Annotated in this window: 10 protein-coding genes and 1 other RNA gene; 3 read left to right on the forward strand and 8 right to left on the reverse strand. The window is 64.5% G+C overall.

Features of this window, described 5'->3' with window-relative positions:
* Window positions 1–6: 6 nt before the first annotated feature.
* The 6 genes from UAA55_RS26640 to thyA all read right to left on the reverse strand — a co-directional run bounded on the left by UAA55_RS26640 (window position 7) and on the right by thyA (window position 6,643).
* The gene (locus UAA55_RS26640) at window positions 7–1,440 is read right to left on the reverse strand and encodes a pyridoxal-phosphate dependent enzyme (RefSeq protein ID WP_322956580.1); all 1,434 of its coding nucleotides are present in this window, start codon (window positions 1,438–1,440) and stop codon (window positions 7–9) included.
* A gap of 146 nt (window positions 1,441–1,586) precedes the next feature.
* Window positions 1,587–2,234: a hypothetical protein gene (locus tag UAA55_RS26645; RefSeq protein ID WP_322956582.1), complete on the reverse strand. Its 648-nt coding sequence runs from the start codon at window positions 2,232–2,234 to the stop codon at window positions 1,587–1,589.
* Window positions 2,231–2,764, reverse strand: a complete 534-nt coding sequence (locus UAA55_RS26650; protein WP_322956584.1) for a dihydrofolate reductase — start codon at window positions 2,762–2,764, stop codon at window positions 2,231–2,233. Before UAA55_RS26650 ends, UAA55_RS26645 begins: the two co-directional genes overlap by 4 nt.
* A 147-nt stretch (window positions 2,765–2,911) precedes the next feature.
* Entirely contained in the window at window positions 2,912–3,985 is a 1,074-nt protein-coding gene (locus tag UAA55_RS26655) for a hypothetical protein (RefSeq protein ID WP_322956586.1), read from the reverse strand.
* A 165-nt stretch (window positions 3,986–4,150) separates the two neighbouring features.
* The gene (locus UAA55_RS26660) at window positions 4,151–5,653 is read right to left on the reverse strand and encodes a serine hydrolase (protein WP_322956588.1); all 1,503 of its coding nucleotides are present in this window, start codon (window positions 5,651–5,653) and stop codon (window positions 4,151–4,153) included.
* A gap of 99 nt (window positions 5,654–5,752) precedes the next feature.
* On the reverse strand, window positions 5,753–6,643 hold the full coding sequence (gene thyA, locus UAA55_RS26665; protein ID WP_322956589.1) for a thymidylate synthase: 891 nt from the start codon (window positions 6,641–6,643) through the stop codon (window positions 5,753–5,755).
* 182 nt (window positions 6,644–6,825) lie between these two features.
* Here thyA and ssrA point away from each other — a divergent pair.
* From ssrA to UAA55_RS26680, 3 genes are all read left to right on the forward strand, one after another.
* Window positions 6,826–7,149, forward strand: a transfer-messenger RNA (tmRNA) gene (ssrA, locus tag UAA55_RS26670).
* A gap of 150 nt (window positions 7,150–7,299) precedes the next feature.
* Complete coding sequence (locus UAA55_RS26675; RefSeq protein ID WP_088871921.1) at window positions 7,300–7,785, forward strand: SspB family protein; 486 nt, start codon at window positions 7,300–7,302, stop codon at window positions 7,783–7,785.
* 27 nt (window positions 7,786–7,812) lie between these two features.
* Entirely contained in the window at window positions 7,813–8,211 is a 399-nt protein-coding gene (locus UAA55_RS26680) for a TfoX/Sxy family protein (RefSeq protein ID WP_322956592.1), read from the forward strand.
* Window positions 8,212–8,305: 94 nt separating this feature from the next.
* On the opposite strand, the gene rpoD is transcribed toward UAA55_RS26680, so the two are convergent.
* Both rpoD and dnaG read right to left on the reverse strand, forming a co-directional pair.
* A complete protein-coding gene (gene rpoD, locus UAA55_RS26685) occupies window positions 8,306–10,297 on the reverse strand; it encodes an RNA polymerase sigma factor RpoD (protein ID WP_322956594.1) in 1,992 nt (663 codons plus the stop codon).
* A 453-nt stretch (window positions 10,298–10,750) separates the two neighbouring features.
* A complete protein-coding gene (gene dnaG, locus UAA55_RS26690) occupies window positions 10,751–12,628 on the reverse strand; it encodes a DNA primase (protein WP_322956596.1) in 1,878 nt (625 codons plus the stop codon).
* Window positions 12,629–12,704: the final 76 nt, after the last annotated feature.

Consider the following 12,704-nt stretch of genomic DNA (forward strand, 5'->3'; position numbering starts at 1 on the left):
CGGGCGTCAGCCCAGCTGCCGGCGCAAATGGTTCAGCAGGTCGACGCGGGTCAGCAATCCTAGGAAGGCGTCGCCCTCCGTGACCAGGGCCACCATGTTGCGGCTGAAGATGGGGTCCAGCGCGCTGATGGGTGCGGTCACCGGCACGGTTTCCAGGCGCGAGGTCATGGCCTCCCGCACCGCCTCGCGGAAGCGCGACGGGTCGGGCTCGACATGCAGCAGCAGGTCGGACTCGTCCAGCAGGCCCACCACCCGGCCGCCCTGCATCACCGGCAGCTGCGAGACGTCGGAGATGCGCATGCGCTTGTACGCCGTCAGCAGGGTGTCGTCGGGCGAAACGGTCACCACTTGGCCCTTGTCCACCCGCCGGGTGATAAGGTCGCGCAGATCGCCGGTGCGGGCGCTGGGCAGGAAGCCTTGGTCGGCCATCCAGCCGTCGTTGAACATCTTGGACAGGTACTTGTTGCCCGTGTCGCACACCAGCGTGACCACGCGCTTCGGAAGCGTCTGCGCCCGGCAATAGCGCAGGGCGGCGGCGAACAGCGTGCCGCTGGAGGAACCACCCAGGATGCCCTCCCGGCGCAGCAGCTCTCGCGCCGCGTTCAGGCTCTCGGCATCGGGAATGGTGTAGGCGTCCTCCACATACTGCAGGTCGCAGTTGGGCGGCACGAAGTCCTCGCCGATGCCCTCCACCACCCAGCTGCCCGGCTCGTCATGCCGGCCGGTCTTCACCAGGTCGCGCAGGATGGAGCCCTGGGGGTCAGCCAGCACCATGCGGGTGCGCGGACTGGCCGCGCGGAAATAGCGGCCCAGGCCGGTCAGCGTGCCGCCGGAGCCCACACCCACCACCACGGCGTCCAGCCGCCCATCCATCTGGCGCAGCAGCTCCGGCCCCGTCCAGCGCTCATGCGCCGCCGGGTTGTCGGGGTTGGCGAACTGGTTCATGTAAACCGCACCGGGGGTCTCGGCCGCCAGCCGCTCCGCGATATCCTGGTAATAGTCGGGATGGCCCTTGCCCACGTCGCTGCGCGTCACATGGATTTCGGCACCCAGGGCGCGCAGATGGTTGATCTTCTCCGCCGCCATCTTGTCAGGGATCACCAGCACCAGGCGATAGCCCTTGGCGGCGCAAACCAGGGCCAGGCCCAAGCCGGTGTTGCCGGCTGTGGCCTCCACCACCGTGCCGCCGGGCTTCAGGCGGCCGGCCTTCTCCGCCCCCTCCACCATGGCCAGGCCGATGCGGTCCTTGATGGAGCCGCCGGGGTTCTGGTTTTCCAGCTTCAGGTACAGCTCACAGGGGCCGGTATCGATCTTGGTGACGCGGACCAGCGGCGCGTTGCCGATCAGGGACAGGATGGCGGGACCATCGTGGCCCTGGCCGCCGGATGGGCTGTTATCGGTGGACTGAATGGGGGCGGACGACGCGTGCGCGATCGACATGGGAACCCTCTCGGTCTGTTCGTTAAGCAAAACAGTGACCGATGGGCGGGGCACTTACAATCCCCCGTCAGTATAGACCCTGGCGACGCTTCCTGTTGGCCGCCGCCCGGCGGAAAGTCTTATTGCCTTTGCCGCAACGCACAATATTACAAGCTTGCGACACGCCGCTTTACTTCGAAATGTTCTGGCGGAATTGGGCGGTAATTCGCATCAATCAATCCGCGCCGGCGCAAATTGGCCAGATTGTCGGCCAGGTTGTCGATGCAGGCGGCGCGGTCCCAGCCTTCCAGCCAATTCTGCTCCAGGAAGGCCATGATGGCGGGCTGGCCTAGTTCCACCTCCCACAGGATGCCGATGAGGGAGGACAGGGCCTCCTCCTCGATCTGGGTTTCCTGGTCGACGCAGATGGCGGCGTTGGCCTCATTCACCCGGCCCGTCTCCGGCCCGGCGCCTAGGCCGAAATCGACCAGCCCCCGCCGCTCCGGCGGCGCCACCAGCCAGTGGCCGATCTCATGGATCAGCACATAGGACTCGCTCTGGGTACGGATGGCGCGGCCGTCCCAGCTGTAGGCCGCCATGGGCAGCTCATCGATGGTCTCGATGCCGAAGCGGTGGGCCAGCGCGATGCCGCCCGCCCGATGCTGGGGCGTATCCACGCCCAGGGGCACCAGGTCCAGGGTGCCGGCGATGCGCTCGAACACCTCCGCGACCAGCGGATCGGCGCCGGTCAGGCGGCCGCGCAGGTCGGCCAGGATGGCCGGCAACTCCTCCAGGGGAATGGGGGTGAGGATCATGCCCGCTCCAGCACCACGAAGCTGTGCGCCGGGGCGGGATCGACCTCCGCCTCCAGCGCCGGCACATCGCGCCGCGACACCTCGCGCCACTCGGCCCGGTCGAAGGTGGGGAAGAAGGCGTCGCCCTCCGGGCTGGCGTGCACCTCTGTCAGGTACAGGCGGTGCGCGGTCTTCAGCGCAGTGGCGAACAGCAGCTCCCCGCCGATCACCATGACCTCCGGCGCGCCGTCGGCCGCCGCGATCAGGCGGGCCTGCTCGATGGCGGCGTCCAGGCTGTGGCAGACCACGCCGCCGTGGGCGCGGTAATCCTTCTTGTGCGTCACGACGATGTTGGTGCGGCCCGGCAGTGGCTTGGCCCCGATGCTCTCCCACGTCCGCCGGCCCATGACTACCGGCTTGCCCAGGGTCATCTCCTTGAAATACTTCAGATCTCCCTTCAACCGCCACGGCAGGCGGTTCTCCACGCCGATGACGTTGTTGGTGGAGACGGCGGCGATGAGGGCCAAGGGAATGGGCGCGGACTCGGGCATGGGATCAAAGGGCCTGGCTGATGAACGCTCAAGGCCTGCGGTTTTACGGCAAACGGGGGATGGTGAGAATGCGGAAGATCAAAGGGCGGGGGTGCGCAAATCAGCCACCACCGCATTACATTTGGATTTGTACGGGCTGTTGCCAAATTATCCTTTAGCTTTATGTTGCCGATATAATCCGGCCAAGCTTTCTGGCACAGATTTTATGAAATTAACCAACACGGCATCGCCATCTCGCTCAGCTATGTCCCGCAATTGAGAAAGCGAAACATCACCACGCCTCATTATCACATTACGTTCTGATACTATCAATTCTTTCGTTATCTGCTTAAACGACACGTCCTCCCCTGAGGAGAAAGCCATTTCCACCGCAATTAACTTTAAATATATATTAGATATTTCATTTTGAAAATATTTTATTTCAAATACACTATACCTATACATTCTTAGGAAGAACAAGGCAAAAACCTCTATCGCTACTATAAGACTGACCCTCAATAAAATATAGCCAAATAATCTTATATTATAATATTGCTCATCAGCCAAAGTAGCGGATTTACTAGATATCCATTCATAGCTATAAACAAAATAGCCAAGTACCAAAAACCCGATTATTGATATAATTACACCAGCTGCAATCTGTATGTTTGATCTTGAGTTCAGTGAACTTATTTCCTCTTCTAAAGAAGATATTGCGCTTCTACATATCAGTCTTATCTGTGCGATATGCCTATCAAACATATTAGACTTCCCAATTTTTTCCGCTAGCTCTATAGACATTCCTTCGGAAGATATTTTCTTGACTTCGGCAACCAGAGAATCAACGATCTCTTTTGGTATTCCATCTTCTAGATTCTTCGCCGCCTTTTCAAAAGCATTAAATCTATCTATGAACTTTCCCATGTTATTTTCAATATCCGCCAACCTTACTTCTTGATTTATGTATTTAGAGTTTTCTTCATAAGAAAGCGTATTCTCTGCAAAATATATTGGCCTATTTCTAACAGAATAATTCCTAGATCTCTGCATGTAGGAATAAAGTTCAGCGAAAGATGAAATTGAAATCAACGCCATGCCAATATATGCTAAAATTAAATTTATGTAGTTATTATTATTTACAAACCTTTCCGATATAATTACAATAATTATGCCAAGACATGCCGGAACCAGAGCTGCATTATTCCTCAAAATCTTCTCAATAAATCTATAGGTCTGGTTCATTTTTGAATCTACGCCATATTAGAGGAAAATTTCTTAGGGCCGGCGTACCCGACAGGAATAAATGATGGTTTAGTTAATATAGGATGCGCACTAGAAATTTATCAACTAAAAATATACATTTCCACTGGTGCCGGGCCAGACATCTAAAATTGGCGCCTGATCTAGTCACCCGCCCGCCTTCAGCGTCCCCAGCCGCCGCTCAGCGTTCTGGTTCTTCGAGTCCAGCTCCAGGGCGCGCTGGTAGGCCAGGATGGCGGCGGGCTTGTCGCCGGTGGCCGCCAGCGCCTCGGCCAGGCTGTCCTGGGCGTTGCCGCTGTCGGGGTAGAGGTCGGCGGTGAGTTTCAGGATGGCCAGCGCGTTCCGGGGCTGGCCGTTGCTGAGCAGGCGATAGCCCCAGTCGTTCAGCTCCGCCTCCTGCAGCGTCACGCCCGGCTCGCGGGCCTTCAGGTCGGCGTAGAGGGCCGGCACCTGGTCGAAGCCGTGGCGCTGGATGTCCACGCGCAGGGCGGCCAGGCCGGCCAGCTTAGCGCCGTAGAAGGCGGCGACCTGATCGATCATGTCCTCAGGAGACGCGCCGGACAGGTTGGTCAGGATGACCACGCCGACATCGTCCTCGGGATAGAGGAAGAAGGCGGAGCGGCCGCCGCCGGTCATGCCCACGGCACGATGGCCGCCACGGTCCAGCACCTCCCAGCCTAAGCCCCACTGGCCCGGGCGGCCGTCGTTGAAGGCGGCCGGTGTCCACAGCAGGCGCAGGCTGTCGGCGTCCAGCAGCTGGCCCTGGGACAGGGCGATCATCCAGCGCGCCATATCCTCCGCCGTGCTGTCCAGGCCGGAGGAGGCGCGGTGCATGGGGCGGAACAGCTCATAGACCGGGTGGGGTGTGGCCACCGGCGCACCATCAGGGCCGCCAGCGGGGTTGGGGGCGAAACTGTTGCGGTAGCCGGCGGCCTTGCCGGGCGTGACCATGCTGCTGTCACCATAGGCGGTGTGGGTCATGCCCGCCGCCTCGATCTCCCAGCCGCTGATGGGCGTGTCGGGCGGCTGGCCGGTCAGCCTGTCCACCACCCGCTGCACCAGGGTGTAGTTGGTCTGGCAGTAGTCGAAGCGCTCGCCGGGCGTGAACTTCATGGGCTGGGCCTGCACCCAGGCCCAGATGGCGTCGCCCCCCACCCGCTCATCCCGGTCGCCCGGCGCGCGGTTGATGTCGGGCAGGCCGGACATGTGGGTCAGCAGCTGGCGGATGGTGATGGGGCGCCAGGCGGCGGGCAGGTCGTCCAGGTACTGGCCCACGGGCGCGTCCAGGTCCAGCCGCCCGGCCTGGACCTGTCGCATCGCGGCCACGCCGGTGAAGGCCTTGGTGATGGAATTGACGGCGAAGATGGTCTCGTTCGTCACCGGCACCGGCGTCTGCAGGTTGGCCACGCCATAGCCGCGCGACAGCACCAGGCGCCCGTGCTGGATGACGGCCACCTGCAGGCCGGGGATGCCCAACGCCCGCATCTGCTCCTGCAGGAAGGCGTCCACCTGGGCCGCCGCGGGATCGGTGGCGGTGGGCGCCGCCCGGTTGGCGGCCACCACCGCCTTGCCCGTGGCGGCGTTCGCCGTCATGGGTGCCACCGTCAGCATCAACACCGCCGCCAGTCCCGTCATTCCGCGCATGGTCATCCCCGCATCAACGCCTGAGGGGCCGCATGCTAGCAGGGGCGCGGCGTCGCGCTGAGGGCCAGTCCGGTGGCCCCAAGCCCCGGTGGCGTCACCGCCGGGTCACACCGCCACGTCGGCCTTGATGTGGGGGTGGGGGTCGTAGCCGGTGATCTCGAAATCCTCGAAGCGATAGTCGAACAGGCTGTCCGGCTTGCGCTTGATCACCAGTCGGGGGAAGGGCCGCGGCGCGCGCGTCAACTGCTCTTCCGCCTGGGGGATGTGGTTGAGGTAGAGGTGGACGTCGCCGCCCTGCCACACCAGATCGCCCACGCCCAGGTCGCACTGGTGGGCCAGCATGTGGATCAGCAGCGCGCCCTCGCACAGGTTCCAGGGGAGGCCCAGCAGGGTGTCGGCGCTGCGCTGGAAGATCAGGCCGGACAGCTTCCCGTCCGCCACGAAGAACTGATAGGTCATGTGGCAGGGCGGCAGCGCCATGTCAGGCAGATCGGCCACGTTCCAGCCGGTGAACAGCAGGCGCCGGCTGGTGGGGTTGGTGCGGATGCCGTCCACCAGTTCCTGGATCTGGTCGATGGTGCGGCCGTCCGGCCCCTGCCACCGCCGCCACTGCTTGCCATAGACGGGGCCCAGGTCGCCCCACTGGGCGGCGAAGGCGTCGTCGGCCAGCACGCGGGCCTCGAAATCCTCCTGGCTGATGTCCTCGCCCGCCTTCCGGCGGTAATTGGCCAGTGGCCAGTCCGTCCAGATGCGCACCTTGTTGGCCAGCAACGGGCGGATGCTGGTATCGCCCGACAGGAACCACAGCATCTCGTGGATGGCCTGGCGGTGGAAAATCTTCTTGGTGGTCAGCAGGGGGAAACCGGCCGACAGGTCGAAGCGCATCTGCTCGCCGAACAGCGCCTTGGTGCCCACGCCCGTGCGATCCACCCGGGCGGCCCCGTGGTCGATCAGGCGGCGCAGCAGCGATAGGTACTGGTATTCCGGATGCGCCATGGCGGCCCTCAACAAACGATCGCCGGGCGGCCCGACGCGGAAACGGTATCACTACATAATGTAGCGCCCGGGCCTGCGGAACCCCATATCTCAAGAAGCGATATGCACCGGCGGAGCCCAAGCCACGGTCGGTGCCGACCAACCGGTTCCCCGAAAAGGTCGCGGGCCTGCTATTCCCCGAAGGGCTTTCACTTTCGGGCCCGCATCCCTATATTGGAAATGTCGGGCTTGCCCGACTATGGCGATAAACGCCTTGCGGAATAAGCGTTGCGGACCCGGGGGCGGTACCCGGCGCCTCCACCATCATGGGGGCGAATCAGGATCGACGTGCGTGGTAAAGGCATGGTTTTCGCTCGGCATGGTTCCGCCGTTATCGGGCCGTTTCATAGGTGCCAACGATAATTCGGCGCCTGCTCTTCGCATGGCCGCCTAATACCCTCAACGGGGTATTAGCGGAAAGCTAAGAACGGGGTTCGGGGGGCACCCGGCAACAGAAGCCCCCCACTGAACGGCCCCGATCGGCGGACGTCCAAGCCGCCGGTCGGCCCGTCCTTTGGCCCACCCGCTGGCGTTTTCGCGCGCCCAAGCTTGCAAATCGCGCGCCGGGCGGGTCTATTGGTGACGTTGTACCCCGCTACCGGAGCGTTTTGCCTGCCATGTCCACCGATCTCCTTCGCTACGACCGTATGGTCGAGGCCGCCCTGCGCCGCGTCGTGCGCGATGCGCTGAAGGAAGTGCAGGAGCATGGCCTGCCCGGCGAGCATCATTTCTTCATCAGCTTCCGCACCCAGTATCCGGGCGTGCGCATGCCGGAATTCCTGCGCGCCAAGTACCCGGATGAGATCACCATCGTCCTGCAGTACCAGTTCTATGGCCTGGACGTGAATGACGAGCGGGTGGAGGTGACGCTGAGCTTCAACGGCAGTCATGAGCGCCTGGTGGTGCCCATGGCCGCCATCACCACCTTCGCCGACCCCTCGGTCAACTTCGCCCTGCAGTTCCAGCCCCCCGACGAGGAAGAGGGCGAGGACGTGGTGGACGAAGCCGCCGAGGAAGAAGAGGCCGCCCCCGAGGGCGAGGACGACGACACGCCCAAGCAGGGCGGCACCGTCGTGGCGTTGGACGCGTTTCGTAAGAAATAGCCAAGCCCGCGCGGGGGAGCAGCGACCATGCCCGTCTCCCCCGATTTCCTGGACTATATCCTGGACCTGCTGTCACCGTTAGGACCGGTTGAGGCCCCGCGCCTGTTCGGCGGCCGGGGCCTGACCCTGCACGGCCGCAACTTCGGCCTCATCACCCGCGACGACACGCTGTACCTGAAGGCCGACGCCATCAGCCAACCGCAGTTCGAGGCCGCCAGCTGCATCCGCTTCGCCCCCTGGGCTGACAAGCCGCACCGCTCGCTCGGTTACTACACCCCGCCCGAGGGCGCCATGGACGACCCCGACGAATTGCTGCACTGGGCTCGCCTGGCCGTGGACGCGGCCCTGCGCGCGCCGGCCAAGACGCCGAAGAAGGCCAAGGTGCCGGCGCAAAAGAAGAACTTGGCGGACATGCTGCTGGAGTAGGTGGCGGAGCGGTCCCCCAGCAAGATGACCAAGCAAAAAGGGCGGCCCCGGTGGGAGCCGCCCTTTTCGCATCAATGCCCAACCCCGATAGGGATCAGGTGTCCAGGAAGCTGCGCAGCTTGCGCGAGCGGGACGGGTGCTTCAGCTTGCGCAGCGCCTTCGCCTCGATCTGGCGGATACGCTCGCGGGTCACGCTGAACTGCTGGCCCACCTCTTCCAGGGTGTGGTCGGTGTTCATGCCGATGCCGAAGCGCATGCGCAGCACACGCTCCTCACGCGGGGTCAGCGAGGCCAGGACGCGGGTGGTCGTCTCGCGCAGGTTCGCCTGGATGGCGGCGTCCAGCGGCAGGACGGCGTTCTTGTCCTCGATGAAATCGCCCAAGTGGCTGTCTTCCTCGTCGCCGATCGGCGTCTCGAGGCTGATCGGCTCCTTGGCGATCTTCAGGACCTTGCGGACCTTCTCCAGCGGCATCATCAGCCGCTCGGCCAATTCCTCCGGCGTCGGCTCGCGGCCGATCTCGTGCAGCATCTGGCGCGAGGTGCGCACCAGCTTGTTGATCGTCTCGATCATGTGCACGGGGATGCGGATGGTGCGGGCCTGGTCGGCGATGGACCGGGTGATGGCCTGGCGAATCCACCAGGTGGCGTAGGTCGAGAACTTGTAGCCGCGGCGGTATTCGAACTTATCAACGGCCTTCATCAGGCCGATGTTGCCTTCCTGGATGAGGTCCAGGAACTGCAGACCGCGGTTGGTGTACTTCTTGGCGATGGAGATGACGAGGCGCAGGTTGGCCTCCACCATTTCCTTCTTGGCGCGGCTGGCTTCCTTCTCGCCCTTCTGCACCGTGGAGACGATGCGGCGGAATTCGCTGATGGGCAGGCGCACGCCCTCCGCGATCTCGTTGATGCCCTCGCGGACCTTCACGATCTCGGTGGCGCTGCGCTCGGCGAACTTGGCCCAGGCCTTGGAGTTGCCCTTCACCCGGTCCAGCCAGTTGGGGTCCAGCTCGCTGCCGTAGTAGTGGTGCAGGAAGTCCTCGCGCTTGACCTTGCAGTCCGTGGCCAGGCGCAGCAGCTTGCCCTCGAAGCCCATGAGGCGGCGGTTCATGCCGTACAGCTGCTCGACCAGGGCCTCGATGCGGCTGTTGTTCAGCCGCACGGAGTTGACCAGCTCGGTCAGCTCGGCCTTCAGCTTGTCGTACTTCTTGTCCTGGGCCTTGCCCAGATCCTCGCCGCGCTGGATGGCCGCCAGCCGCAGTTCCTGCATCTTGTGCAGCTTGTCGTAGGTGTCCTCGATGGTCTGGAAGGTTTCCAGCACCATGGGCTTCAGCTCGGCTTCCATGGCGGCCAGGGAGATGCCGCCCTCCTCCTCGCCGCCTTCGCCGGGCTCACCGCCCTCGGCGCCCTCGGGACGCTCACCGCCCTCACCGTCGCCGGCACCCTCGCCGCCCTCGGCCGCACCTTCCTCGCGCGGGGCCTCTTCGGCGCCCAGCACGGCCTCGGTCAGCTCACCCGACTCCGGATCGACGCCATAGGTCGCGTCCAGGTCGATGATGTCGCGCAGCAGCATCTTCCCTTCGTTCAGGGCCTCATGCCACTGGATGATGGCGCGGATGGTCAGAGGCGATTCGCAGATCGCGCCGATCATCATCTCGCGGCCGGCCTCGATGCGCTTGGCGATGGCGATTTCGCCCTCGCGCGACAGCAGCTCCACCGAGCCCATCTCGCGCAGGTACATGCGCACGGGGTCGTCGGTGCGGCCGATGTCGTCGTCGTCCAGGTTGCCGGAGACGCGGCCCTCGCCGTCGCCGCCGCCTTCGCCGCTGGCCTCGGAATCCTGCTCTTCCAATTCGATGACGTTGATGCCCATCTCATTGAGCATGGCCATCGTGTCCTCGATCTGCTCGGAGGAGGACTGGTCGGGGGGCAGGGCCGCGTTCAGTTCGTCATAGGTGACGAACCCCCGCTCCTTGCCGCGCTGGATCATCTTCTTGACGGCCAGGCCCATGCCATCCATCAGCGGGCCGTCCACCTGTTCCTCACGCGCCTCGGAAACGTCCGCACTCTGCGCTGCTTTCGTGGCCATTCGCTCAATGTCCCCGACTAACTGAAATGCAAACCAACTGAACGCCGGTTCAACCCTGACGGCCGGCCTTCATGGGCGCCGGCCCATACCCTTCACTCACAGACACGCAATCCGGGGCCCGATCCGTCTGCACAGGGGGCCGTCGACACCGGGTGCCGGACTAAACTGGTGCTTCCGATACCCAAAGAAAGCGGCGGTTCCCACCAAAAACAGGGGCTGGGACGAAAAAAGGCGCCGCACCGGATGAAAACCCCGGTAACGCCACCCCTCATCATCCCTACCCGTCCGTCCTGGCCAGACCCGCGTCGCCTTTTCGCGTAATCGTCGCTCCCCAGCGCAACATCACTTCCAACCTCCTCCGGCCGGGCCGCCCGTGGGGCGTGCCGCATGGGGCGCGCCGACTGGACGAACCATCCGCCCCGTCCGGTGCGGGGGTCCCTTGGGGTGGCGGCGTCAGACGCCCTCACCCTCCGGATCCAGGGCATGGCCCCGGCGTATCAACTCTTCCCGTTTAAGGGCCATCAGCCGGGCCAGGGTCTCCTCACTGGGATCCTCGGCCAAGCGTCTTTCCGCCTCGCGCAGCTCGGTCTGGAACACCAGTTCCTGGGAATTGAGCCAAACCTCCTGCCAGCCCGCGCGGGCGGACTCGGGCGTCGCCTCCGGACGGGCGTAAGAGGGCAGGTCCGCCCCCAGCGTCTCATCCAGTTCCTCGGCGAAGCCGCAAGCTGACAAGTGGCGTCGTAAACCCTCGGCGTCAAGTCCCGAATTGTGGAACAGGCGTTCGACCAGCGCCTGGCGCAGCCGTTCCAGCCCCTCGGTGGCGAAGCTGATCATGGCCAGCGTCTCGCCCAGGGTCTCGAACAGCACGGGGTGGTTCAGCACCACGGCCAGCAGCAGGCGTTCGCGCCAGCGCGCCGACCCGGTCTCCACGCCGGCGCGGAACCGCTTGTCCCACTGCCGCGCCACAGGAAAGGGCAAGGCGCCGGGCCGCTGGCCACGGTTGAAGCCACTCCCCTGGCCGCCCCCTTGGCCGCCCTGGAAGGCGGGGCGCGCGGCGCGGCCCAACTGGTACAGCCGATCCTTGAAGGCGCGGTGATAGGCGTTGCGCACCCGGGCATCCGGAATGCGTTCCAACTGCGCCTCCAAGGCCGCCTGCATGCCGGCCTGGGCATCGGGCTGGGTAAGGTCGCGGTCCGCCGCCTCCATGTCCCACAGCACGTCCGTCAGCGGCCGGGCGCGGTCCAGCACCGCCTGGAAGGCGGCGGCACCGCCGGCGCGGATCAGGCTGTCGGGATCCTCCTTCTCCGGCATGAAGGCGACGCGCACGGAATGGTCGGGCATCAGCAGGGGCAGAACCCGCTCCACCGCGCGGAAGGCGGCGCGCCGGCCGGCGTTGTCACCATCGAAGCACAGGATGGGCATGCGCTGCCCCTCGGGCGCCAGCTTCCACAGGGCCTGGATCTGCGTCTCCGTCAGCGCGGTGCCCAGCGGGGCCACCGCCCCCTCGAACCCGGCCATGACGCTGGCGATGACGTCCATATAGCCTTCGGTGACGATCACCGGCTTGCCATCCGCCGCCGCCTGGCGCGCCCGGCTCATGCCGTAGAGGATGTCGCCCTTGTGGAACAGGGGATTCTCGGCCGAATTGATATACTTCGGCCCCTCCCCCTCCAGGATGCGGCCGCCGAAGGCCACCACCCGGCCGCGCCGGTCGGTGACGGGAAACAGCACCCGGTTGCGGAAGAAGGGGAAGGGCGCGCGGCCGTCGTCCGGCCGCTTGAACAGCCCGGCCTCCACCATGTCGGCCTCGGTGTAGCCGGCGGTCACCAGCTCCCCACGCAGGCCCGTGCCGTCGCTGGGCGCGTAGCCCAGGCGGAAGCGGGCCATGGCCTCGTCATCCAGTCCGCGGCCGCGCAGATAGGCCAGGCCGTGGCGTCCCACCGGCGCGCGCAGTTGCGCCTCGAACCAGCGGGTGGCGCGCTCCACCAGGTCATACAGCGACTTCTCGCGCTCGAACCGTTCCCGCTCTTGCGGGCTGGCCTTGGGCACGGTCAAACCGGCCTCGGGCGCCAGCGCCTCCACCGCCTCCATGAACGACAGATTGTCGTTGCGCATGATGAAGCCGATGACGTCGCCGTGGGCGCCGCAGCCGAAGCAGTGGAAGAAGCCCTTCTGGTCGTTGACGTAGAAGCTGGGCGTCTTTTCGTTGTGGAAGGGACAGGGCGCACGGAATTCCCGCCCAGCCCGCTGCAGGCGCACGCGCCGCATCACCACGTCCGACAGGGTCAGCCGGTTCCGCAGCTCTTCCAGGAATTGGGGCGGCAGGGCCATGGGCGGTGAACGGGTCCGGAAAGAAACGATGCGTCGGGATTCGGGGCCAGGCGGCGCGCCCGGCCCCGGAAAGGCG

Origin of the sequence: Nitrospirillum guanabarense (genome assembly GCF_034653355.1) — a bacterium.
Classification (GTDB): Bacteria; Pseudomonadota; Alphaproteobacteria; order Azospirillales; family Azospirillaceae; genus Nitrospirillum.